The following is a 23438-nucleotide window of genomic DNA, read 5'->3' as shown; positions in this document are numbered from 1 at the left end:
GATGTTCTATCGCTACCACCACAGCCCCATCGGTCGCCTGCTGCTGGTCGGCGATGGCGACGGTCTGTGCCAGCTGCTGCTGGAGATCGACGGCAAACCCTGGCAGATCGCCGAGCACTGGCGCCTGGCAGGGGCCGAGCTGGATGCGCCCTGCCACCAGCTCGACGAGTACTTCGCCGGCCGCCGCCGGCGTTTCGATCTGCGTCTGACGCCACAGGGCACGGCCTTCCAGCTGGCCGTGTGGCAGGTCCTGCAGCAGATTCCCTTCGGCCAGACCCGCTGCTATAGCCAGCTCGCCACGCAGATCGCCCGGCCCAGGGCGGTGCGCGCGGTGGGCGCGGCCAACGGCGCCAACCCGCTCGCCATCGTCGTGCCCTGCCATCGGGTGATCGGCCGCGACGGCAGCCTCACCGGCTACGCAGGCGGCCTGGCGCGCAAGGCCCTGCTCCTGCAGCTCGAAGGGGCGCTGGCACCACAGCAGCAACTGGCGCTTTGAGCGATAGCGCGTCACGCCCCGGCAGGCTGTGCGGTCGCAGGCTGTAACAGCGCCGGCTAGCGGCCATCTAAGTTCGGAAGACACTCATCCTTCTGACATGGCCGCGCCCTGCAGAAGTGGGAGGTGACCGCCGATGTCCACGCAACGCCCGCGCCGACCGCCATGCCGGCGAGCCGGCACCTTACTCGGCCTGTTGAGCCTATGGACCGCACTGGCTTGCGCCGGCCAGGTCGCATTGCCGCCACCGGGCCCGGAGCGCCTGCTCTCGGCTTCAGCCCAGGCCTACGCCGACATGACCCTGTCCGGCGGGCCCGGCAAGGATGGCATTCCCGCCATCGATCAGCCGCGCTTCAGCGACGCCGCGGGGGCCACGCAGTACTTGCGCCCCGACGACATCGTCTTCGGCGTCCATCACCGCGGCCAGGCCCGCGCCTACCCGCAGCGCATCCTGGTGTGGCACGAGATCGTCAACGACAACATCGCCGGCGAGCCGCTGAGCATCACCTACTGCCCGCTGACCGCCACGGTGCTCGGCTTCATGCGGGGCGACAGCCAGTTCGGCGTATCCGGGCGCCTGCTCAACAGCAATGTGGTGATGTATGACCGCGGCAGCGACAGCCAGTGGTCGCAGATCGCCGGCGCGGCCATCAGCGGCCCCGCCAGCGGCCGGCGGCTGCAGGAAATTCGCGTGTTCTGGAGCACCTGGGCCAACTGGCAGGCCCGCCACCCCGAGACCCAGGTACTGACCCGCGACACCGGCGCGCTACGCAACTACCGGCGCGATCCCTACGGCAGCTACAACCCGCTGCGGGGCTACTATGCCGACCCGCAGCTGATGTTTCCGGTGATGCACCAGCACCCCCGCTACCCCGCCAAGCACAGCATCCTCGGCTTCCGCACCGCCCATACCGCCGTCGCCGTGGACAAGCGCCATCTGCGCGAACAGGGGCTCATTCAACATTCGTTGGGTGACGAACACTTCGTCATCATCGACGATCCCGGCCTGGACACCGGCTGGGTGTTTCGCGCCGAGCAACCGGTGCAGATCGACCGACGCGAGATCCGCTTCGAGGCCGACGGACCGCAGGCACCCGGACTAGACGCGCTGGAGCCGCTCAACGCGTTCGAGGCCATGTGGTTCGCCTGGTACGCCTTCTACCCCGACACGGTGGTGCTCGATGGGCGTTAGGCGCAGCACGGCGACCCTGATCGGCGCCGTGGCCTGCTGCTACGCGCTGTTCTACCTCTACGCCATCGGCGATCTCGACCTGGGCCCCGCTGGCTGGGGGTGGTCCAGCCTGCCCTGGCAATGGCAACGCCTGCTCACGCAGCGTTCGCCCTGGCATTTCGAGGCGCTGGCCAGTCTCGAACTGGGTTACCTGGTGCTGCTGCTCAGCCCGCTCAACCTGCTCCTGGCCGCACTGCTGGGCCTGCTGCTGGCTGGCAACCTGCACGGCGCCCTGGTGTTACGGCAGCGCCGCACCTGCGCCACGGGGGCGGATGTCGCCTGGAGCGCCGGGCTGTGGCCGGCCCTGCTGGCCGGCGGCGCCTGTTGCGCGCCCAGTCTGCTCCTGCTGCTGGGCATTCCCGGACTGGGCGCCTTCATCGGCCTGTTTGCCTGGCTGCTGCCGCTGTCATTGGCGCTGTTGCTTGGCAGCCGCCTGTGGCAACGCTGGCGCGGCGCCCCGGCCCTGTTCGGGCCACTCTGAGCGGCGCCCTTCAGGGCCGAGCAGGATCACGTCTACCGGCAACTGACACACATGCGCGGGGCCCACGTCGAACTGCTCAGCGCCCAGGAGTCACACGTGGCTCCGGGCGAGGGGCTGGAACACCGGCGGCACATCGCCGAAAGGAGCGACGCCCCATACAGCTCGCCGACACCCGCCACCTCCTGACGAATGCCGACAACGCGTATACCTGAAAAAAGAGCTGTTTCTTTTGGCTGGAAGTAACCGCCACACAAACGGTACCGAGCGAAGTATCAACTCACGCTATAGAAGGAACTGATACCAAGACGAAGTACCATCCGCAAAGTTTTCAGGGCATCGTTAAAACAGAACATTTGCACGCCGAGCAACTATCGCAAGAGCGCTATTAAAATGGCGCCAAAATAATAACCTGGAACGCACCCCATTGAAGCGCTTGCATGCCCCCCCCGACAACCAACCCAATACACGACACCTGCATGGGCACTACTCAAAAAAGCCCCGACTACAGCGCCCTCTGTAATCACTGTATGCCGCGATCTAGAGCCTTCAACCCGACCATCAAACGTCGAGCATAGCGTTACGCAGACCAAAAAGCCGGATTCGAACTTATCGATCGTCGGTGCTTGACCTAGAAAGCGGCAACCAGCTCTTCGCCCGCAGAAATTACCGGCTACAAATATTATTACTCCCCACTTCTCAGCAGCATGGCTTATCGCTACTATCCGCCCCCACGAGTCCTTCGAAGCAGTCACCCATAACTGGGGAAATCTGCCAAGTATCAATCATCTGTTTTATCCGACTTGCCCCAGCCCCGTGCCCGCCTAAGAACGGCCTGAAAAGCCCTTCCTCGAAGAACGCGGCCCTGCAACCCTGCAGCTTACAGGCCTGTTACTTCGTAAAAACGGACTTCCCAAAGTTTCCCTAAGGAAGGTCTGAAGTAGCCCGGTCTCTGCCGCCGACTTCATCCTCCGCTGATTTTAAAAGCGGGCAGTCGATCAAAATTGACTAGATAGCCCACTCATTTCTCCGCTTTTTCGCCGCCGTGAGCACCTCGCGGCAGCCATTTCCCACTTTACAGACGCACCTCTCCTGCGGTGGTCAGCAAATGTCGACGCGCCATCCACAGATTCGACAGTGCGAACAGCGTCATTAGCTGCGCGGTATTCTTGGCCAGGCCACGGAACCGCACCTTCACGTATCCGAACTGACGCTTGATCACCCGAAATGGGTGCTCGACCTTGGCGCGCACCTGCGCCTTGGCCTTTTCGATCTTGCGCTTGGCTTTGTACAGGGCACTGCGTTTATCGAGTTTCTTGTAGGTGCTACGACGAGCCGCGACCTGCCAGATGACTGCGCGGCCAGCATGCTCGGCGCGCTTTTCGACGCCGGTGTAGCCCGCATCGGCGCAGACGACGTTCTCGTCACCGTGCAGCAGCCTGTCGACCAGGGTGACATCCGCCACGTTTGCCGCCGTGCCGACCACGCTGTGCACCAGCCCTGACTCGTCATCCACGCCGATGTGGGCCTTCATGCCGAAGTAGTACTGGTTGCCTTTCTTGGTCTGGTGCATCTCCGGGTCGCGCTTGCCGTCCTTGTTCTTGGTCGAACTGGGCGCATGGATCAACGTGGCGTCGACGATGGTGCCCTGGCGCAGCGACAGACCGCGATCACCGAGATAGCCGTTGATCACCGCCAGTATCCCGGCCGCCAGCTCGTGTTTTTCCAGCAGCCGGCGGAAGTTGAGGATGGTGGTTTCGTCCGGAATGCGCTCTAGGCTCAGCCCGGCAAACTGGCGCAGGATGGTGGTCTCGTACAGCGCCTCTTCCATGGCCGGATCGCTGTAGCCGAACCAGTTCTGCATCAGATGAATACGCAGCATGGCCAGCAGCGGGTAGGCGGGCCGGCCGCCTTCACCCTTCGGATAGCGCGGCTCAATCAGGGCAATCAGTCCCTTCCACGGCACCACCTGATCCATCTCGATCAGGAACAGTTCCTTGCGAGTTTGCTTGCGCTTGCCGGCGTACTCGGCGTCGGCGAAGGTCATCTGCTTCATGGAATAACTCGGGTGGCGGGTTCGACCTATTTCACCAGATTCAGGAAGTCTTTTTCAGAGTGTCCCTAATAACACCGAGCCGCCGGATTTGCGGCGCATTGAACGGCCTCCCGGCCAGCCAAGGATGATGATCCGATGCTCCCTATTAAACGCACTCGCCTACCGGCCGCCGCCGCGCTGGGGCTGAACCCGCTGGCCCTGGCCATCGCCCTGTCGCTCGCAACGCCCGCGCTGGCTGACGGCATCCAGCAATTCCCAAACCTGGTCGGCTGGAGCAACGATCCGCTGCTCAGCGCCGACGGCAGCACCGTGAGCGGGACGGCCTACAACAACGATACCGAGAAAGAGTTCGCCTTCCGCTGGACCCAGGCTGGCGGCCTCCAGGACTTCACAGCACCCAGCGGCAATCGACTCTATGTCAATGCCATCAACGCCGACGGCAGCGCGGCGGTGGGTTACAGCCAAGACACCAATGCTCATAAGTATCACGCTTTCCGCTGGACCCAGGGCGGAGGCACGCAGTTCCTCGGTTCCCTCGGCGGCAGTTTCTCAAGCGCGCACGCCATCAGCGCCGACGGCAGCGCGGTGGTAGGCGAGTCTAATGCAAACGACGACGAGCGCTTTGCGTTCCGCTGGACCGAGACCCACGGCATGCAGAACCTTGGCACCCTCGGCGGCAGTTTCTCAAGCGCGCACGCCATCAGCGCCAACGGTAGCGCGGTGATTGGCCACAGCACTATTGATGACGCGAATTATGGCTACCACGCCTTCCACTGGACCGAGACCAGCGGCATGCAAGACCTCGGCACCTTAGAAGGCCACCGCTATTCCTTCGCCAGTGCCATCAGCGCCAACGGCAGCGTGGTGGCAGGCACCAGTTTTGACTGGTCGAACCTTGCCTTCCGCTGGACCGAGACCAGCGGCATACAAGGCCTCGGCACCCTCGGCGGCCCCGATTCATATGCCAACGCCCTCAGCGCCGACGGCAGCGTGGTGGTGGGCGTATCCACTACAAGCAGCAGCGAGTCCCATGCGTTCCGCTGGACCGAGACCCTCGGCATGCAAGACCTTGGCACCCTCGGCGGCGACTCATCTGAAGCCTACGCCATCAGCGCCGACGGCGGCGTGGTGGTGGGCATAACTGATGACGCGAATCATAAAAGACGCGCCTTTCGCTGGAGCGCCGCCAGCGCAATGCAGAGTATTGAAGACTGGCTGACCAGCAACGGTGTTGCGGTCGACGCCAACGCAGCCAAAACCTCATTGGCCACCGGCGTCAGCGCAGACGGCAACGTGGTGGTGGGCCGGCTGGATAACGGTCAGGCTTTCCTGGCCCGGCTCAACGGCCTGATCAGCATCGTCGACTACCAGCAGAGTCTGGCCCAGGCCTCGGCCATGACCCCGGCCCTGGCGGCGTCCGCCAGCGATATGGTGCTGCACGGTGCCCATGGCAGCCCGATGCGCAGCCTGGTCGGCGAAGGCCGCACCAGCGTCTGGGTCGGCGGCGACTACGGCCGCCAGGACAGCGCCGGGCGCGACGCCCGGCTTGGCTCGGGAGAGATCGGTGTGGCCAAGAACTTTGGCCAAGGCGTACAACTGAACCTGGCGTTGGGCCGCAGCGACAACTCAGCCGCCGGCGACTTCGGCGGCGCCAGCCAGCTGCGCAGCACCTACGTTCTGCCGCAGTTGATCGTGCAACTGCCCAACACCACGCTGTACACCAGCTTCAGCGCGCTCTATGGCGATGGCAAGGCGGACATCGACCGCGGCTACCTGAACGCCGGCAGGGAAGTACAGTCGCACGGCAGCACGGATGTGCAGACCTTGGGCGCGCGCCTGCGCCTGGACTGGCTCGACGCCTACACCCTGGGCCAGGCCGCCTTCACCCCCTACACCAGCATCAGCTACCTGCAAAGCAAGCTCGACGCCTACAGCGAAACCAGCGGCAGCTTCCCGGCCACCTGGAACAGCCGCACCGAGCGTTCGACCACCGGCCGCGTCGGCCTGGACACGGTCTACAGCCTCACGCCTCAGGTCAGGTTGCTGGCGCGACTGGAAGGCGTGCACCGCTTCGAGGATCGCAGCGCCAGTGCTCAGGGCGAGATCCATGGCCTGAGCAGCTTCGATCTGAACGGCCAGGAAGTTGAGCAGAACTGGCTGCGCGCCGCCGTCGGCGCCGAAAGCCAGCTGGGCCAGGGCATCGGCTCGCTAATGGTCAACGGTACCAGCGAAGGCAGCGACCCAGACTACTGGGTCGCCGCCAGCTACAAATGGCTGTTCTGAAGCAGGTACGGTGCGCAAGCGCCTGACCAGTTGACTGGCAATGCCGAGGATGCCCGTATCTGCGATACGGGCATTTTCATTTCGACGCCAGCCTGCCGGATATCGAAGCCTGCCCCGGGTGATACAGCAGCCGTTGCACCAATGGCTGTTGCGTCGAACAGCGCCGAGACCGTCACACGCAGTACCAAGGCAGGGAAAAGGCGGCAGGATGCGCCCCAGCACCCGCGCCGGCACCGTCAGCGGGCGGGCCAGAATCAGCCCTTCGCCCGAGGCCGGATAGACGCCGGTCAGCGCGGTGATATTGACCTGATGGGAAACCAGCACCATTACCGTGCCGGACATATAGCCGTTGACCGCCTCGACCAGCTCAGCCGTCTGCCCCGCCGCCCGCGAACGATCGCCAAAGAAGGAGTCAAGCGCCGGCAATGGCTCGACGGGCCCCAGGTTCATTTCCACGGCGGTGTCGCGGGCCCGGCACCAGCGGCTGCTGAACAGGCGCGGCCGCTCGATGCCCTGGCTGCGCAGCAGTTGCCCCCAGCGCCGCGCCTCATCCCGGCCACGCTGGTCCAGATTGCGCTGGGTCGCGCAGTCGCCCAGACGAAAATCCGCCGGGTCGCCCATGCCCGGCGCACTGGCATGCCGCAGCACAAGCACGGCACGGCCCGCGCGCAGGGCATCCCAGGCCGCAGCCTGGTCGGCCTGGGCCCAGCCCGGCAGCAGCTGCCAGGCAAGCAGCAGGAACGCTAACGCACGTGCCACGGGTTCAGAGGCTGACGTTGCCCCGCGGCCCCGCCAACGCCCAGATGATCAGGCCGATCACCGGCAGGAAGATGATCAACAGCACCCAGAGCACCTTCTTGCCGGTGTCGGCGCCGCTCTTGACCACGTTGATGATGGCCCAGATATCCAGGGCCAGGATGATCAGGCCAAGCAGGCCATTCAAGGTGGAACCCATGGGGACACTCCTGTGTTGAGGGTTGCCCCCGAAGGATAGCCGGCAATTCGCGCAGACCGCCCGCGAGGGCGACCGCGCGACGCCTCACAGGCGCTCGAGGTCGATCAGCGCGAAGCTGGCGACGGTCTCGTGGCCGGCCAGCTCGCCGCCCTCGCGGGCCAGGCCGACGGTCTGCATGCCGGCCGCCCGGGCGGCGTCCAGTTCCTCGACGATATCCGAAAGGAAGACGATCTCCTTGGCCGGACAACCGATGGCCTGGGTGATGCTGCGGTAGGACTGGGCGTCACGCTTGGGCCCGCTGGTGGTGTCGAAATAGCCGCTGAACAGCGGCGTCAGGTCACCGGCCTCGGAACAGCCGAAGATCAGCTGCTGCGCCTGGATCGACCCGGAGGAGTAGACGTACAGGTCGTAGCCCCGCTGCTTCCAGCGCTTGAGCGCCTCCACCGCATCGGGGTAGACATGCCCCTTGAGCTGACCGGCGCGGTAGCCCTCGGCCCAGACCATGCCTTGCAGGGCCTTGAGTGGCGTGGCCTTGCGATCGGCGGCGATCCAGCCGAGGAGAATCTCGATCACGCGCTCGACATCGGCATCGGCCTCGCCGGCTTCGGCGCGCACCGCGGCCAACTGCTCGGCCACCTGTGGCTCATCGGCATGCGCCCGGACGAAGTCCGGCAGGTGCTTGGCGGCATAGGGAAACAGCACGTCGAAGACGAAGCTCACCGCGCTGGTGGTGCCTTCGATATCGGTAAGGATGGCTTTGATCGGCATGCAAACTCCAAACATGGGGTGGAGGGCGCCAGCCCCCGTGACTCGGCAATGGCGGCGACGCGCGTCGCCGCCAGCAGCGGTTCAGTCGTCCAGGCGCGGGAAGCGGCTGGCGATGTCTTCGCCGGTGAACTGGGCGACCCAGCCTTCCGGGTTGTTGAACAGGCGGATCGCCACGAAATGCGGGTGCTCGCCCATGTCGAACCAGTGGCGGGTGCCGGCCGGCACCGATATCAGGTCGTTCTTCTCGCACAGCACGGCGTACACGTAGTCGTCGATGTGCAGGGTGAACAGGCCGCGGCCGGCGACGAAGAAGCGCACCTCGTCCTCGGCATGGCGGTGTTCGTCGAGGAACTTGGCGCGCAGCTCGGCCTTCTGCGGGTGATCGTCGCTGAGGCTGACCACGTCGACCGTGACGTAGCCGCGCTCGCTCATCAGCTGTTCGATCTGCGGGCGATAGGCGGCGATCACCTCGTCCTGGCTGGCGCCGGGGGCGATCGGCGCCACGGCCTGCCAGCGCTCGAAGCGCACGCCGACCGCGGCCAGGGTGCTGGCGATGTCCTCGAGGTGGGTCAGCACCTTGTTCGGCTGTTCGGGGGAGGATTCGTGGTAGACGCTCAGGCTGCTCATGCTCGGGCTCTCGCTGTGAGGGGGATGGTCAGGGTCAGGCTTTGTGCAGGGCACGCACCTTCAACTCGCATTCGAAGAGGAACTCGAAGGCTTCGATCTGGCGCAGCGCGTCGCTCATCCGCGCGCCCCAGGTGTACAGGCCGTGGCCGCGGATCAGGTAGCCGACGCAGTCCGGATGGGCGTCCAGCCAGGGCTGCACCTTGGCCGCCAGGCGGGCGATGTCCTGATCGTTGTCGAAGATCGGCACCTCGACCTGGGATTCGTGGCTGGTGACGCCGGAAAAGGCCTTCTGCAACTCGTAGTCGGCGAACACCAGCGACTCGCTCAGGCACAGGCGCGACAGCACCGTGGCGTTGACCGAGTGGGTGTGCAGCACCGCGCCGATCTCCGCCTTCCAGTTGTACAGCTGGGTATGCAGCAGGGTCTCGGCCGAGGGCTTCTTGCCCGCCTCCAGGCTGCGCCCCTGCATATCGGTGGCCAACACGTCGTCCGGCCCCAGCTCGCCCTTGTGCTTGCCGGACACGGTCAGCAACGCCTCGCTGGCCGACAGCCGCGCCGAATAGTTGCTGCTGGTGGCCGGCGACCAGCCGCGACCGTACAGGAAGCGGCCGGCGTCGATGATCTGTTGGGCGAGTTGTTCGCGGGTCGGGCTCATGGCCTCTCCTCTTGCAAGCGGGTGGCGGTGATGACGGCAGCGGCCAGGGCGACCAGGCTGGCGATGGCAAAGGTCCAGGCCGGGCCCAGGCTGTTCCAACTGTAACCGGAGTACAGCGCGCCGAGCGCGCCGCCTATCCCGGCGAGGGTGGCATACAGGGCTTGGCCCTGGCCCTGCTGGCGGTCGGCGAAGCTGCGCTGGACGAAGTGGATGGCGGCGGCATGAAAGCTGCCGAAGGTCGCCGCGTGCATCAGCTGGGCGAACAGCAGCACCGCCAGGTGGTCGGCCAGGTTGCCGAGCAGCAGCCAGCGCAGCGCGGTGATCAGGAAGCTGGCGAGCAGCACGCTGCGCAGCGAAAAACGCGCCAGCAGGCGGGCCATGAACAGGAACAGCACGATCTCGGCGACCACGCCCAGGGCCCAGAGCTGGCCGATCAGGCCACGCGCATAACCCAGGGCCTCCAGGTGCAGGGTGAGGAAGGTGTAGTAAGGACCGTTGCTCAGCTGCATCAGGCCGACACTGAGGTAGAACGCCAGAATGCCGGGGCGCCGCAGCTGCTTGAGGAAACCGCCCAGGGCCGGGTCGCTCGGGCGCATCTGCGGCTCGGCGCTGGGCACCCAGAAGCTGCTGATGACGATGCCGGCCATGATCAGCACCAGGGCCCAGGGAAAGGCGTCCAGGCTGACGAACTCGAACAGCTTGCCCAGGCCCACCACCGCGACGATGAAACCGATACTGCCCCACAGGCGGATCTCGCTGTAGCGGGTCGCCCGCTCGCGCAGATGGGCCAGGGTGATCACCTCGAACTGCGGCAGTACCGCGTGCCAGAAGAACGCATGGCTGGCCATGATCAGCGCCAGCCAGGCATAGCTCTGGCTGACGAAGATGCCGGCGAAGCACAGCAGGGTGCAGATCGCGCCGAAGCGCACGATGGCCAGGCGCCGCCCGCTGTAGTCGCCCAGCCAGCCCCACAGGTTGGGGGCGATGCAGCGCATCAGCATGGGGATGGCCACCAGCTCGCCGATACGCGCGGCGGAAAACCCCAGATGATCGAAGTACAGCGCCAGGAACGGCGCCACGGCGCCGAGCAGGGAGAAATAGCAGAAGTAGAAGCCGGACAGGCGCCAGTACGGCATGGGCGCACTCATGGCCAGGCGCCCACCGGGGCAGAACACGGCGTCAGCCGGGGGAGCCGGTACCGGGCCGTGCGGCACACGGCCCGGCCGCAAGCGCTCATCACAGTTGCGGCAGCACCGGCGTGGCGACGCTGACGCCGGCGTTCTGGCCGCGGTGCCGCAGCAGGTGGTCCATCAGCACGATGGCCATCATCGCCTCGGCGATCGGCGTAGCGCGGATGCCCACGCAGGGGTCGTGGCGGCCCTTGGTGATCATCTCCACCGGGTTGCCGTCGATATCGATCGAACGCCCCGGAGTGGTGATGCTGGAGGTCGGCTTGAGCGCCAGGTGAGCGACGATCGGCTGGCCGCTGGAGATACCACCGAGGATGCCGCCGGCGTTGTTGGACAGGAAGCCCTCCGGCGTCAGCTCGTCGCGGTGCTCGGTACCGCGCTGGGCCACGCTGGCGAAACCGGCGCCGATCTCCACGCCCTTGACCGCGTTGATGCTCATCAGGGCATGGGCCAGCTCGGCGTCCAGGCGGTCGAAGATCGGCTCGCCGAGGCCGGGCATGACGCCCTCAGCAACCACGGTGATCTTGGCCCCGACCGAATCCTGGTCGCGACGCAGCTGGTCCATGTAGGCCTCAAGCTCCGCCACCTTGTCCGGATCTGGGCTGAAGAAGGCATTCTGCTCGACGCTGTCCCAGCTCTTGAACGGAATCTCGATGGGGCCGAGCTGGCTCATGTAGCCGCGAATGACGATGCCCTGGGTGGCCAGGTATTTCTTGGCGATGGCGCCGGCCGCCACGCGCATGGCGGTTTCGCGCGCCGAACTGCGGCCGCCGCCACGGTAGTCGCGGATGCCGTACTTGTGGTGGTAGCTGTAGTCGGCATGGGCCGGGCGGAACAGGTCCTTGATTGCCGAGTAGTCCTTGGACTTCTGGTCGGTGTTGCGGATCAGCAGACCGATGGCGCAACCGGTAGTCTTGCCCTCGAACACCCCGGAGAGGATCTCCACCACGTCGTCTTCCTGACGCTGGGTGGTGTGGCGGCTGGTGCCGGGCTTGCGCCGGTCGAGGTCGCGCTGCATGTCCTCAAGGCTCAGCTCCAGCCCCGGCGGGCAGCCGTCGACGATGGCGACCAGGGCCGGACCATGGCTTTCGCCGGCGGTGGTGACGGTGAACAGCTTGCCGTAGGTATTGCCGGACATGTGCAAAAGGCTCCGCGGAAATCGACTCCGGACCGGCCGCCACAGCGCGCCAGGCCCCACTCAGTAAAGCCGGCGAGTATACCCGCGGCGCCGGTTCAGTTCACCCTCGAAGCTGGGGCCGTCGACGGCGGCCCAGCCTTGCCACGCCCGCGGCGCCAGCCGATAGTGCCGCTGGCCCGACCGCCCGACGGAAGCGCTGGCTGTACTCCGCCGACCGGCGCCGTCCCGACCTCCAGCCCGGACAAGGTCGGCCGATAAGACGGTTACCCGTTCCACCGCGCGCACAGGATTGCCAGCCATGATCGACCCCCAACCCCAGGAGCCCACCCCCGAGCGCCCGGCCGATACGCCGGCGACAGAGGCGATGCCCCACCCCTGGGCGAATCTCGACCCCGAGCAGTTCCGCCTGCTGCGCCTGGCGCCACTGCCGGCCGACCGCAATACCGGGTTGCGGCCGCTACGCTTCGCCCAACTGGGCCGGGTGGTGCGCCATAGCAAGGCGCAAAGCCTGCTGCGCCTGCAGGTGCAATTGCACGGACAGCGCCTGCGCCCCGAACAGAACCTGCTGGAGGTGTGGATCGACCACCGCAACAAGGAAGTGCGCTTCGGCCCTGAAGGCGGCCTGCAGGTGGAACCGGGCAACCGCGGCCTCGGCCGCCTCCTGCTGGCCCAGGGCATCGCCTGGGCCAAGCAGCATTGTGGTCACTATCAGATCCAGGGGGGCCTGCTGCCGGCCAAGACGGTGGGCAGCGAAGACGCCAAGGCGCGCCGTGATCGCTGTCTGCTGGCCCAGGGGTTCACCCTCGACTACCTCGACCCGCTGCAACTGATGGCGTTCTATGGCGCACCGCGGGTCGCCACGCTGCATGAGGACTGGAATGTCGACAAGGTGCAGATAGTCGACACCCTCGAAACCGCCGCCATGCTGCAGCAGGCCGACCAGACGCTGCACGAGCAGGCGGTGAAGATCCGCAAGCTGGAAGAGCGCATCGACCGCCTCAGGCGCGAGGACAGCACCCTGCGCTTCACCATTGGCTGCCTGGTAGCGTTCAGCCTGTTCCAGGCCGGCTTGCTGGTCTGGATTGCCACACGCTAGATTTCCCGCAGACCTGTCGCCAGGCACGCTTCCAAGCAACAAGGACGTATTGATGCGCAAGGCCGAGCGCCTGTTCCAGCTGGTCAACTTCATTCGCGTACACCAGCCGATCACCGCTGCGGCCCTGGCCAGCCGGCTGTCGGTCTCCGTGCGCAGCATCTACCGCTATATCGACGATCTGTCGCTCAGCGGCATTCCCATCTATGGAGAGCCGGGCCTGGGCTACCGCCTGCAGGAACACTTTGAACTACCACCCCTGAACCTCAGCAGCGCGGAGCTCGAGGCCCTGCTGCTGGCCGTTGCCATGGTCGACGCATCGACCGGCAAGCAGTTCGCCCAGGCAGCTCGCTCACTGCAAAGCAAAATAGAGGCAGCCCTGCCCTGCGGCAGCCATGCCATAGCTGCCAAGGCCCACGTCATCCAATTGCAGCAGCACGGGCGGCCCACCCAGCATTGGGACCGGCTCTGGCAGGCCATCGAGCAGGACCAGGCGATCGAGCTCGACTACCTGTCCCTTCCCGGCCAGCGCTCCCGGCGCATCCTGCATCCACTGGGGCTGTTCTACTGGGGCGGCAAGTGGACCCTCGGCGCCTGGTGCTGCTTGCGGTCGGCCTACCGGGACTTCCGCCTCGACCGCATCGAGCAGCTAGCCGCCGTATCGAGCGCCCCGTCGCGGCCCGATGCCGTGAACCTGGCCGACTACCTGCGCAGCCGCAGCAAGGATTGGCACGCGCAAATCACCACTGACAGCACGTTGTCAGTGGCGGCTCCCTAAGATGGCGCCTCCCCCACCACAGGAGCACTGCCATGCACGCCTCACCCCTGCAGCAATTCGGCGGTATGGAAATCGCCTACTTCAAACTCAAGCCTGGCGCCAGCGAGCAGGCCCTGCTGCGCGTCGCCGCGCTGATCGAACGGGACTTCTTCGCCGGACTGCCGGACCTGGTCCATCACGAACTGATCAAGGGGGCCGACGGCCTGTATGCCGACCTCACGTTCGCCACCAGCCAAGCCAGGGCCGAAGAGATTTGTGCACAGTGGGCGCAGAACCCTCACGCAGAAGACTACCTGGCGCTATTGGCCGAGGACTCCACCCAGCTGACCTTCTGGAGCCGTCTGTAGTAACGCCGCAAGCCGGCGGGTGCTAAAGGCGCGATTGGAACAGTGCCTGATGCTCCCGGCACTGCCGGGCCGCCAGCAGGAACACGCCGTGCCCGCCGCGCTCGAACTCCAGCCAGGTGAAGTCCACCTCCGGGTACAGCGCCTCGACATGCACCTGGCTGTTGCCGACCTCGACGATCAACAGGCCCTGCTCGGTCAGGTGGTCGGCGGCCTCGGCCAGCATGCGCCGCACCAGGTCCAGGCCATCGTCGCCGCAGGCCAGGCCCAGCGCCGGCTCGTGCTGGTATTCGGCCGGCATGTCGGCGAAGTCCTCGGCGTCCACATAGGGCGGATTGGAAACGATCAGGTCGAAACGCTGCCCCGGCAGACCGGCGAAGCCGTCGCCCTGCACCGTGTAGACGCGCTCCTCGAGACCATGCCGCTCGATATTCTGGTTGGCCACCTCGAGCGCCTCGAAGGACAGGTCGGCCAACACCACCTCGGCCTCGGGAAACTCGTAGGCGCAGGCGATGCCGATGCAACCGGAGCCGGTGCACAAGTCGAGGATGCGCGCCGGCTCAGCCGGCAACCAGGGCTGAAAATGCTGCTCGATCGACTCGGCAATGGGTGACCGGGGGATCAGCACGCGCTCGTCGACCAGAAACGGCAGGCCGCAGAACCAGGCCTCACCCAGCAGGTAGGCGGTCGGCACGCGTTCGCCGATACGCCGCTCGAGCAGATCATGCAGCAGCGCATGCTCGTCGTCTTCCAGGCGGCAATCGAGGTAGCTGTCGGCGATTTCCCAGGGCAGATGCAGGGCCCCCAGCACCAGCTGGCGCGCCTCGTCCCAGGCATTGTCAGTGCCATGCCCATGAAACAGCCCTTCGCCATGGAAGCGGCTGACCGCCCAACGGATGTAATCACGCAGGGTGCGCAGGCGGGTTTTGCTGGCGGGCGAAGGGGCGGTCACAGGCTGTCTCCGGAAAAAAGAGCGTGCAGTTTAGCCGAACGGCTCAGCCGCGACGCATTGCCGAACGAAAACGCCGCACTGCCCCTCAAGTACCGCTGCCAAAGCCCAGGGCGCACCGATATAATTTGAAACGATTTTTTAGCCCTTCCTATCCCTTCCCTCGAGACTCCCCCTAAATGGTCATAGAACCCTTCTCGCTCACGGGCTTGCTCGTGCTGGCGATATTCCTGATTGGAATGACGCTTATCATTTTTGAAGCACAACTAGAGATGGATAAATTCAAGCCGGCCATGTTCATGATGTCCGGCTTGATCGTAATTGGCGCTCACTACGCCCTCACCGACCCCAACGGCTTCCAGTATTTCCTCCACGCCCAGAGCGAGACCAAGGAGGAGCTGTTCGGCCTGATCGCCTTCATGGCCTTCATGTGGATGGTGGTGGAACTGCTCAACGAGCGGAACGTGTTTACCGCGCTGAACGGCTACCTGATGCGCAAGGGCCTGGGCGCCAGGGGCATGTTCTGGGCCACCGGCGCGCTGTCGGCGCTGCTCTCGCCCTTCCTCAACAACATCACCACGGCGATGATCTTCGGCAAGACGGTCAAGAGCATCTCCGTCCACCAGCGCTACACCCATGTGGCGCTGTGCAATATCGTGGTCGCCTCCAACAGCGGTGTGTGGTTTCTCGGCACGTCCACCAGCCTGATGGTGGTACTGGCCGGCAAGATCAGCATCGCCGGCCTGCTGCTGCTGATTCCCTCGGCGCTGATCGGCTGGCTGCTGTTCGCCGCCACCCTGCACCTGTTCTACCTGCGCAAGCTCGACGGTGAAACCCTGATCCACCGGGCGGACCAGTCGGAGACCGCGCTCAAGCCCGGCGGCGCTGGCCTGGCCGTGGTCGGTCTGGTGTCCATCGTCGGCGCGGTGCTGTGCAACATCCTGCTCAAGGTCAGCATCGAGTTCGCCATCGGCATCGCCCTGGGCATGGTCGCCCTGTATGCCTGGCTGCTGATGCACCGCGGCATCGAGCTGCCCTGGCAGGACCAGCTGCAGAAGGTGGAATGGAACGCCCTGCTGTTCTTCATCGGCATCATCACCTCGGTCTCGGCCCTGAATCACGTCGGCTGGCTGACCTACATCTCGCAGCTGTTCGAGCTGCTGAGCCCGACCGCGGTCAACATGATCCTCGGCGTCGCCTCCGGGGTGATGGACAACGTACCGGTGGAAGCGGCGGCGCTGATGTCCAATCCGCAGCTGGGTCTCGATCAGTGGGCGCTCAACGCGCTGATGGTGGGGATCGGCGGCTCGCTGACCGTGGTCGGTTCGGCCGCCGGGGTGATGGCCATGTCACTCGACAAGAGCTACAGCTTCGGCGTGCACCTGAAGTTCCTGCCGGCCATTCTGGTCAACTTCTTCGGTTCGCTGGGCATCTGGTACCTGCAGTTCCAGGTATTCGGCCTCTACTGACGCCGCAGGCCGCAAGCGCCCGCCCTAGTGGCATTGCCACCGGGGTGGGCGCCGCCACCCACCAGGCGACTCGTTGCGCCCCCGCGCAGAGGTTCACAGCGACGCCGTAGAAGAGGACAATGAAGCCTGTGGTCCGCGCCAGCGAGGAAGCTCCGCCATGTCTCATCCGCAAACCCTGTTCCAACTCACCGGCCGCGCCCACGCGCCGGCCAATCTGAGCAATTCGACCCTGGTGATCATCGATGCCCAGGAGGAGTACCGCAGCGGCGTGCTGCAGCTGCCCGGCCTGGACGAAGCACTCGCGGAAATCGCCAAACTGCTGTCGGCGGCACGTGACGCCGGTACCTCGATCGTCCACGTCAAACACCTGGGGATTCCCGGCGGCCTGCTCGATCCGCGTAGCCCCCGCGGCCAGCATCTGCCGGAGGTCGTGCCACTGCCCGGCGAAGCCGTGGTGGAAAAACGCCTGCCGAACGCCTTCGCCGGCACCGATCTGCATGAGCGCCTGCAGGCGCTGGGTCACCTCGACCTGATCATCTGCGGTTTCATGACTCACTCGAGCATCAGTACCACCGTGCGCGCGGCCAAGGACTACGGCTACCGCTGCACCCTGGTCGACGCCGCCTGCGCCACCCGCGACCTGCCGACCCCGGACGGCCAGGTGATCGCCGCCGCCGAGGTGCATCGCATCGAGATGATCGCCCTGGCCGACAACTTCGCCGCCCTGGTGCCCCAGGCCAGCGCGCTGATCTGAGGCGCCGCCCCCCGGCCTGTGCGCCCCACGGCCCCGCGGCGGCGTCGAACAGCGCCATCCGCCGACCCGCGCACGGCAATCGGCGGAACCCGGGGGTAACCTGCCGGTCCTACCGCCGATAGCCACAGAGGAAGTCGGGATGAAGTTATCCGATGGTTTCAACGCCCGCCACCTGCGACCGCGCAGCCACCGCAACTGGCGCCTGCGCCTGGCCGCCATGCTGGCCGCGCTGTTCGCCGCCTTCGGTGTACTGCTGGCGATGGCCGGTGCGGCCACGCTGCTGGGCCGCCCGCCGGCGCTGGGCGCGCTGAACGACTCGCCCGCCGCCGCCTCGCTGCTGCTGGGCTTGGGCCTGCTGCTGCTCTGGGTCGGCGTCGCAGTCTGGCGCATGTGCCGGCGGCGCCTGCGCCGCCCCAGCGACCTGAGCCTGGCGCCGCACCTGATGAAGAAGCGCGGCTGATCGGCGCAGCACAGCGGGCCCTAGCTTGGTTAAACTAGCGGCCTTCGCGGAGGCCCAGATGCAAGACGACGATTTTTCCCTGTTCCAAGCCCAGCTGCGCGGCGTCAAGCCGCTCAAGCACGACCGTGCCGACACCGGCAAGGCCAAGCCCGACCGCGCCCGCCTGAACGCCCTGCGCCAGGCCGCCACGGAACGCGTCGACGGGATCAAGGTCGACGGCCTTTCCGACCAGTTCGTCATCGACGTGGGGGCCGAAGATCCCCTGTACTGGGCCGCCAACGGCGTCCAGGAAGGCCAGATGCGCAAGCTCAAGCTCGGCCAGATAGGCTTCGACGGCAGCCTCGACCTGCACGGCATGAACGTCGAGAAGGCGCGCGACACCCTGTGGGAATTTCTCGCCGAAGCCGCCAAGCTGGAAATTCGCTGCGTGCGCGTCACCCACGGCAAGGCGGTGCGCATGGATGGCCGCAAGCCGATGATCAAGAGCCACGTAAACACCTGGCTGCGCCAGCACCCGCAGGTACTCGGCTTCACCTCCTGCCTGGCCAAGCACGGCGGCACCGGCGCCGTCTATGTGATGCTCAAGCGCACCATGATGGATGGCCGCGACGAATAGCGGCCGTGCCACCCTTGCCAGCGAGCCTGCCGCGCCCTACCCTGCGCCCCTGCTCCCCATCTGAAGGTCCACAGGTAGATCCATGTCCCTGGAACAGCATTACACCGCGATTCTCGGCCAACTTGGCGAGGACGCCTCCCGCGAAGGCCTGCTCGACACGCCCAAGCGCGCCGCCAAAGCGATGCAGTACCTTTGCCGCGGCTATCAGCAAACCCTGGAAGAGGTCACCAACGGTGCGCTGTTCAGCTCCGACAACAGCGAAATGGTGTTGGTGAAGAACGTCGAGCTGTACTCCCTGTGCGAACACCACCTGCTGCCGTTCATCGGCAAGGCCCATGTGGCCTATATCCCCGATGGCAAGGTGCTCGGCCTGTCCAAGGTGGCGCGGATCGTCGACATGTTCGCGCGTCGCCTGCAGATCCAGGAGAACCTCAGCCGGCAGATCGCCGAGGCGATCCAGGAAGTTACCGGGGCCCTCGGCGTGGCCGTGGTGATCGAGGCCCAGCACATGTGCATGATGATGCGTGGCGTGGAGAAGCAGAACTCCTCGATGATCACCTCGGTGATGCTCGGTGAATTCCGCGAGAATGCGGCCACCCGCAGCGAGTTCCTCAGCCTGATCAAGGACTGATTGAAGGCAGCGACAAAAGAACCGGCCCTGTGCCGGTTTTTTTAGCGCGCGAATTAGCGGCGCGGTTTTTGGCGCAGGGGTTCCAGCAGGGGTGAAAGACCGTTGTGGTCGATTTCCTGCATCAATGCCAACAGGCGACCGATCTCCCCGGCGGGAAAGCCCTCGCGAGCGAACCAATTGAGGTAATGCCCCGGCAGGTCGGCGATCAGCCGCCCCTTGTACTTGCCGAAGGGCATTTCACGGGTCACCAGCAGGCGCAGGTCTTGCGGCTTCATTCGGCACTCACTCAGGACAGGCACAGCATTCATTGCCGGCCGGCATTCGGTTGAGCGTGAATTATGCCCAAAGCCCGCGCAGCCTGCCGCCATTCGGCGCGCACCCGGGCCAGAAACGGCAAACTCGGGTAAGCTGCGCGCCCGCTATTCTCAACCCAGGGTTCTTTGCACGATGCTTATCAAGGCACTCAGAATCGGCCTCGGCCAACTGATCATCTTTCTCGACTTCATCAGCCGCCCGCGCAAGCAGCAACGCACGCCGGCCGCCCAAGCCGCGGTCGAGCAGGCCGCCGCCAGCCTGGCGCTGTACCAGTTCCACGCCTGCCCCTTCTGCGTGAAGACCCGACGCACCCTGCGCAGGCTGAACGTGCCGGTCAGCCTGCGCGACGCCAAGAATGACCCGCAGCATCGCCAGGCGCTGCTGGAACAGGGTGGCAAGATCAAGGTTCCCTGCCTGCGCATCGAGGAAAACGGCCAGAGCACCTGGCTGTATGAATCGAAGGCGATCGTCGCCTACCTGAATCAGCGCTTCGCCGATATCTGACCAGGCAACGACCGAGTCTCGGCAATCGAACATCCGCAAATCGCCGTGCCGGCCTGGGCCTGACCCGGGCCGCCGTGCTTTGCACACAGCTGAAAGGCGGGAAACTGCGTAGCTGAACGAGAAACGGCGTGCGCCTAGCCCTGTTCGAGGGAAAAGCCTTCCTGGCGCATCCTGGTCATCAACGCCTGCCAGCCCGGGAGACGCTCGGTGTTGCCGGTACGCCGCAGGCCGTCCTTCTCGACCCGATAGAGGCCATTGGAATCGAAGGCATACATCAGCAGCAGGTCCGGTCGTTGCGATGCCGGGAGCATGCTGTTGGTCAGGTTATCCAGAATCAGGGGCTCGCCGCCCGGTTCCGCGTAGTAACTGAGCACCATGTGCGCCTGGCCGCGCGTCAGTTCGCGGGTGTAGGTGATGCGCAACCGCGACTCCGGTACTCCGAGCTTGCGCAGGGTGAAATACTTAGCCAGGGAAAAGTCCTCGCAGTCGCCCGCCCCCTGCACCAGGGTCTCGATCGGCGTGGCCCAGTAGTCGCTCTGCTTCCACAACACCACATCGTCGATAAAGCGCAGCTCACGGTTGAAATACTGATTCACCGCGGCAAGCTTCTGTCGCTCGGGAAGATAGCGGCTGTCCTCGATCAGTTGGTTCCAGGACAGCAGACGGTCTTTCGCCGGCCCCTGGCGGCCGTAACGTTTTTCCGCCTTGCGCATGATCTGATCGAAGCTCCAGCTGGCCTTGGCCTCGGACGCACCGAACACCATGCCCGCGCTGAAGGTGGTGATCGCCATCCCTCGGCATACGGCGCTGGCGCACTTGGATTTCAGAAACTGTCTGAGCAACACGTTAGATCTCCGCGAACCCAGCAGAAGCCGGGTTCAGTCGAGTAGATCATTCCGTTGAGGTACTGGATAAGGCTCGAGCGGCTAATCCTGCTCAAGCGGCATTGGCGACTGGCAGCGCTCACGCACCACCCACCCCAGGCACGGTGAAACCACCCGCCAATCCAGACTAACGTCTCGGCAGAGTCTCCATCAAGATTGTTTGGTTATTAAACGCACAAGTGCGCGCCCCCGATCGCTACGGGGACGGCTTTCTCGCGGGAACGAAACGACAGCTTTATGCCCGTTCCCGGGGGCTCAGGATTGCCCTGATGCACCCGGAACGGCAAACGCTTTCACTTAGTGCCACCCGTACTCATCCCTATCTCGCTGAATGGGTGAGCGATATTGCTTCTTGGGTTGCGTAATGGATTGACGATCTTCGCTCTCGAACTCAGGGCCTGCAGCGGTAGGTTTACGCTCGAGCATCTGCACGAAGCGCTCGCTTTCGTCTTCCATGCCCTGCAATCCGTCGAGTCGCTGACTGTGGTATTGCAGCAGACGCGCACTACCGTTCTCTGCTAACAACATGGCAGCCTGCGCTTCGACCTGCGGCATAGGGGCGCTGACTGCTTGCCCGGATATAGCAGCGGCGAGTACCAGCATCGTACCGCCTACCGCCAGGGTACTGATTGTGGTTTTCATGATGCCATCCTCTTCTTCCCCCGATCCCCAGTCATTGGATAAGCGACCCTGCTGTTTGTTACGCAGGTTTCGCGCATCCAGACGGGCGGCCCTGTACATGGCTGAAGGCCATGAGGCGGCGGGCTGGGTAACAAGAGTGCCTGGCCACAGCACAGTCGATTGACAGCCCCTCGCCCGGAAGGCATGACGCCTAATAGGGTTGACCTCAACCGCGGCCACTTGGTTCTAGGCTCGACCGCCCCGGGCATAGGCAGACTCGGCTGAACGAACCGCAGCCCAGACAAGCATGGTGACGGGCCACGGATGACTGCCAACTCGCTGCAGCCAGGCCCGGATGGCCAGGTGGGCGGCCGCTCGCGATCAGGCTTTCCGGTCAGCCAGGGCCTGGCGGATCACCCCCGCCAGGCGCTTGAGCCCTTCGCCCAGGCGCTCGGGCGCCACGTGACTGAAGTTCAAGCGCAGGTGCCCCGGATGCTGGTCCGGCTCGATGAAGAACGGCTCGCCCGGCATGAAGGCGACATTCTGCTCCAGCGCCGGCCCCAGCAAGCTGCGGGTATCCAGCGGCTGCTTGAGGGTCAGCCAGAAGAACAGGCCGCCCTGGGGGATCTCCCAGTCGGCCAGATCGGCGAAATGCTCGAGCAAGGAGGCCTGCATGGCGTCGCGGCGAATCCGGTAGAAATCGCGCAGCTCGGCCAGGTGGCCGCGATACTGCTCGCTGCCCAGCCACTGCAGGGCCTGCCACTGGCCGATGCGGTTGGTGTGCAGGTCGGCCGACTGCTTCAGGCGCAGCAGATAGGGGAACAGGTCGGGGGTGGCGATCAGGTAACCGACCCGCAGGCCCGGCAACAGGGTCTTGGATACGGTGCCGGTATAGATCCAGCTGGCCTTCTGCAGGCGGCTGACGATCGGGCTGGCCTGGCCCTCGTCGAACACCAGCTCGCGATACGGCTCGTCCTCGATCAGGGTCACGCCGAACTCGTCCAGCAGCGCCGCCACCGCTTCGCGCTTGGCCTCGCTGTAGCGCGTGCCGGACGGATTCTGGAAGGTCGGGATCAGGTAGGCGAAGGCCGGCTTGTGCTGTTCCAGACGCTGGCGCAAGGCGCTTAACTCCGGGCCGTCGGCCTCCTGGGGCACGCCGATGCAGTCGGCGCCGAACAGCTGGAAGGCCTGTAGCGCCGCCAGGTAGGTGGGCGCCTCGAGCAGCACCTCGGTACCCGGGTCGATAAACAGCTTGCTGGCCAGGTCCAGGGTCTGCTGCGAGCCGCTGACGATCAGCACCTGGCTGGCCTCGCAGGGCACCCCTAGGGCGCGGGCCTCGGCAGCGATGATCTCGCGCAGGGCCGGCTCGCCCTCGCTCATGCCGTACTGGCCCATGCTCGCCGGCATGTCCGCCCACTCGACCTTTGGCAGCATGGGCTCGGCGGGCAGGCCGCCGGCGAACGACATGACTTCGGGACGCTGCGCCGCGGCGAGGATTTCACGGATCAGGGAGCTTTTCAGGCGGGCAACGCGTTCGGAGAAGGCCATGGGTGTCACCGGGGTGCTAAGTCGAGGAATTTGGGTCAAACTGCTTGACCGAAACTACGACGCCCCGCACATATACGTCAATATGCTTGACCTTAAAAACCCAACCACTCAGCAGGCCGCCATGGAGGCCTTCTTCTTCGGCTACCAGGCGTTCACCGCCAAGGCCGACGAGATGCTGGCGCGCCGCGGGCTCTCCAGGGTGCACCAGCGCATCCTGTTCTTCATCGCCAAATACCCGGGTCTGAGCGTCAAGCAACTGCTCAGCTATCTGGGCGTGAGCAAGCAGGCCCTGAGCACGCCGCTGCGCCAGTTGCAGGAGATGCACCTGGTCAGCAGCGTCACCGCCGTGGACGACAAGCGCAAGCGCCTGCTCGGCATCACCGCCGAGGGGGCCAAGCTGGAGCAGGCCCTGCGCCGCGAGCAGGCCAAGCTGCTGCAGCGCGCCTTCGCCGAGGCCGGCGAAGAGGCGGTCAGGGGCTGGCTGGGGGTCAACCTGGCCTTGAGCGGCAATCGGCAGGTCAGTTCCGATCCAGAGCAAGAAAGCCCATAGCTGTATCGGTCAACGCAGCGCTTGCTGTACCGCGACGCCCTGGGTGGC

At 65.2% G+C, this 23438-nt stretch carries 26 protein-coding genes and 1 pseudogene; 14 read left to right on the top strand and 13 right to left on the bottom strand.

Features of this window, described 5'->3' with window-relative positions; translation table 11 throughout:
- Window position 1 precedes the first annotated feature (1 nt).
- The 3 genes from LPB260_RS28545 to LPB260_RS28535 all read left to right on the top strand — a co-directional run bounded on the left by LPB260_RS28545 (window position 2) and on the right by LPB260_RS28535 (window position 2205).
- Window positions 2-496, top strand: a complete 495-nt coding sequence (locus LPB260_RS28545) for a methylated-DNA--[protein]-cysteine S-methyltransferase (protein WP_208709480.1) — start codon at window positions 2-4, stop codon at window positions 494-496.
- A 133-nt stretch (window positions 497-629) separates the two neighbouring features.
- Complete coding sequence (locus tag LPB260_RS28540) at window positions 630-1685, top strand: DUF3179 domain-containing protein (RefSeq protein WP_208709478.1); 1056 nt, start codon at window positions 630-632, stop codon at window positions 1683-1685.
- A complete protein-coding gene (locus LPB260_RS28535) occupies window positions 1675-2205 on the top strand; it encodes a hypothetical protein (RefSeq protein ID WP_208709476.1) in 531 nt (176 codons plus the stop codon). The genes LPB260_RS28540 and LPB260_RS28535 overlap by 11 nt, the downstream gene beginning before the upstream one ends.
- A gap of 1072 nt (window positions 2206-3277) precedes the next feature.
- Here the strand turns inward: LPB260_RS28535 and LPB260_RS28530 are convergent.
- Window positions 3278-4258: an IS5 family transposase gene (locus tag LPB260_RS28530; protein WP_208709474.1), complete on the bottom strand. Its 981-nt coding sequence runs from the start codon at window positions 4256-4258 to the stop codon at window positions 3278-3280.
- 135 nt (window positions 4259-4393) lie between these two features.
- On the opposite strand from LPB260_RS28530, the gene LPB260_RS28525 reads away from it, so the two are divergent.
- Complete coding sequence (locus LPB260_RS28525; RefSeq protein ID WP_208709472.1) at window positions 4394-6541, top strand: autotransporter domain-containing protein; 2148 nt, start codon at window positions 4394-4396, stop codon at window positions 6539-6541.
- 198 nt (window positions 6542-6739) lie between these two features.
- On the opposite strand, the pseudogene LPB260_RS28520 reads toward LPB260_RS28525, so the two are convergent.
- The 7 genes and pseudogenes from LPB260_RS28520 to aroC all read right to left on the bottom strand — a co-directional run.
- Window positions 6740-7213: pseudogene (locus LPB260_RS28520) on the bottom strand (histidine phosphatase family protein); the annotation flags it as partial.
- 91 nt (window positions 7214-7304) lie between these two features.
- Window positions 7305-7496, bottom strand: a complete 192-nt coding sequence (locus LPB260_RS28515; protein ID WP_208709470.1) for a PLDc N-terminal domain-containing protein — start codon at window positions 7494-7496, stop codon at window positions 7305-7307.
- 84 nt (window positions 7497-7580) lie between these two features.
- Complete coding sequence (mtnC, locus tag LPB260_RS28510) at window positions 7581-8264, bottom strand: acireductone synthase (protein WP_208709468.1); 684 nt, start codon at window positions 8262-8264, stop codon at window positions 7581-7583.
- A gap of 81 nt (window positions 8265-8345) precedes the next feature.
- Window positions 8346-8891 (bottom strand): acireductone dioxygenase, encoded by a 546-nt coding sequence (locus LPB260_RS28505; RefSeq protein ID WP_208709466.1) that lies wholly within the window; start codon window positions 8889-8891, stop codon window positions 8346-8348.
- Between the two features lie 34 nt (window positions 8892-8925).
- The gene (locus LPB260_RS28500; RefSeq protein ID WP_208709464.1) at window positions 8926-9546 is read right to left on the bottom strand and encodes a methylthioribulose 1-phosphate dehydratase; all 621 of its coding nucleotides are present in this window, start codon (window positions 9544-9546) and stop codon (window positions 8926-8928) included.
- Window positions 9543-10694 (bottom strand): MFS transporter, encoded by a 1152-nt coding sequence (locus LPB260_RS28495; RefSeq protein ID WP_208709462.1) that lies wholly within the window; start codon window positions 10692-10694, stop codon window positions 9543-9545. Before LPB260_RS28495 ends, LPB260_RS28500 begins: the two co-directional genes overlap by 4 nt.
- 88 nt (window positions 10695-10782) lie before the next feature.
- Entirely contained in the window at window positions 10783-11874 is a 1092-nt protein-coding gene (gene aroC / locus LPB260_RS28490; protein ID WP_208709460.1) for a chorismate synthase, read from the bottom strand.
- 298 nt (window positions 11875-12172) lie between these two features.
- On the opposite strand from aroC, the gene LPB260_RS28485 reads away from it, so the two are divergent.
- Genes LPB260_RS28485 through LPB260_RS28475 form a run of 3 tightly spaced genes read left to right on the top strand, consistent with a single transcriptional unit; the run spans window position 12173 to window position 14092 of the window.
- The gene (locus LPB260_RS28485) at window positions 12173-12970 is read left to right on the top strand and encodes a hypothetical protein (protein WP_208709458.1); all 798 of its coding nucleotides are present in this window, start codon (window positions 12173-12175) and stop codon (window positions 12968-12970) included.
- A 52-nt stretch (window positions 12971-13022) separates the two neighbouring features.
- Window positions 13023-13745: a YafY family protein gene (locus LPB260_RS28480; protein ID WP_208709456.1), complete on the top strand. Its 723-nt coding sequence runs from the start codon at window positions 13023-13025 to the stop codon at window positions 13743-13745.
- Window positions 13746-13777: 32 nt separating this feature from the next.
- The gene (locus tag LPB260_RS28475) at window positions 13778-14092 is read left to right on the top strand and encodes a hypothetical protein (protein WP_208709454.1); all 315 of its coding nucleotides are present in this window, start codon (window positions 13778-13780) and stop codon (window positions 14090-14092) included.
- Window positions 14093-14114: 22 nt separating this feature from the next.
- Here the strand turns inward: LPB260_RS28475 and prmB are convergent, their stop codons facing one another.
- Complete coding sequence (gene prmB, locus LPB260_RS28470; protein WP_208709452.1) at window positions 14115-15041, bottom strand: 50S ribosomal protein L3 N(5)-glutamine methyltransferase; 927 nt, start codon at window positions 15039-15041, stop codon at window positions 14115-14117.
- 176 nt (window positions 15042-15217) lie between these two features.
- On the opposite strand from prmB, the gene nhaD reads away from it, so the two are divergent.
- From nhaD to folE, 5 genes are all read left to right on the top strand, one after another.
- Complete coding sequence (gene nhaD / locus LPB260_RS28465; protein WP_371926145.1) at window positions 15218-16507, top strand: sodium:proton antiporter NhaD; 1290 nt, start codon at window positions 15218-15220, stop codon at window positions 16505-16507.
- Window positions 16508-16664: 157 nt separating this feature from the next.
- Window positions 16665-17261: a cysteine hydrolase family protein gene (locus tag LPB260_RS28460; RefSeq protein ID WP_208709448.1), complete on the top strand. Its 597-nt coding sequence runs from the start codon at window positions 16665-16667 to the stop codon at window positions 17259-17261.
- A gap of 139 nt (window positions 17262-17400) precedes the next feature.
- On the top strand, window positions 17401-17721 hold the full coding sequence (locus LPB260_RS28455) for a hypothetical protein (protein ID WP_208709446.1): 321 nt from the start codon (window positions 17401-17403) through the stop codon (window positions 17719-17721).
- Between the two features lie 58 nt (window positions 17722-17779).
- Entirely contained in the window at window positions 17780-18337 is a 558-nt protein-coding gene (locus LPB260_RS28450; RefSeq protein WP_208709444.1) for a Smr/MutS family protein, read from the top strand.
- A gap of 82 nt (window positions 18338-18419) precedes the next feature.
- Complete coding sequence (gene folE / locus LPB260_RS28445) at window positions 18420-18968, top strand: GTP cyclohydrolase I FolE (protein ID WP_208709443.1); 549 nt, start codon at window positions 18420-18422, stop codon at window positions 18966-18968.
- A 53-nt stretch (window positions 18969-19021) separates the two neighbouring features.
- On the opposite strand, the gene LPB260_RS28440 is transcribed toward folE, so the two are convergent.
- Window positions 19022-19243 carry a DUF3820 family protein gene (locus LPB260_RS28440; RefSeq protein WP_208709441.1) on the bottom strand — a complete coding sequence of 74 codons (222 nt, stop codon included), beginning with the start codon at window positions 19241-19243 and terminating at the stop codon, window positions 19022-19024.
- A 172-nt stretch (window positions 19244-19415) separates the two neighbouring features.
- Between LPB260_RS28440 and LPB260_RS28435 the strand changes: the two genes are divergently transcribed.
- Window positions 19416-19787 (top strand): glutathione S-transferase N-terminal domain-containing protein, encoded by a 372-nt coding sequence (locus LPB260_RS28435; protein WP_208709439.1) that lies wholly within the window; start codon window positions 19416-19418, stop codon window positions 19785-19787.
- A gap of 134 nt (window positions 19788-19921) precedes the next feature.
- Here LPB260_RS28435 and LPB260_RS28430 read toward each other — a convergent pair whose 3' ends face one another.
- The 3 genes from LPB260_RS28430 to LPB260_RS28420 all read right to left on the bottom strand — a co-directional run bounded on the left by LPB260_RS28430 (window position 19922) and on the right by LPB260_RS28420 (window position 22840).
- Window positions 19922-20632: a transglutaminase-like cysteine peptidase gene (locus LPB260_RS28430; RefSeq protein ID WP_256625626.1), complete on the bottom strand. Its 711-nt coding sequence runs from the start codon at window positions 20630-20632 to the stop codon at window positions 19922-19924.
- 336 nt (window positions 20633-20968) lie between these two features.
- A complete protein-coding gene (locus LPB260_RS28425; protein ID WP_208709437.1) occupies window positions 20969-21313 on the bottom strand; it encodes a hypothetical protein in 345 nt (114 codons plus the stop codon).
- Between the two features lie 360 nt (window positions 21314-21673).
- Window positions 21674-22840, bottom strand: coding sequence for a PLP-dependent aminotransferase family protein (locus tag LPB260_RS28420; RefSeq protein WP_208709435.1), 1167 nt, complete (start codon window positions 22838-22840; stop codon window positions 21674-21676).
- Window positions 22841-22922: 82 nt separating this feature from the next.
- On the opposite strand from LPB260_RS28420, the gene LPB260_RS28415 reads away from it, so the two are divergent.
- Window positions 22923-23390 carry a MarR family winged helix-turn-helix transcriptional regulator gene (locus LPB260_RS28415; protein ID WP_208709433.1) on the top strand — a complete coding sequence of 156 codons (468 nt, stop codon included), beginning with the start codon at window positions 22923-22925 and terminating at the stop codon, window positions 23388-23390.
- Window positions 23391-23438 lie beyond the last annotated feature (48 nt).

The sequence above is a fragment of the Pseudomonas sp. LPB0260 genome (genome assembly GCF_013388395.1).
This window is presented reverse-complemented; position numbering and strand designations above follow the sequence as displayed.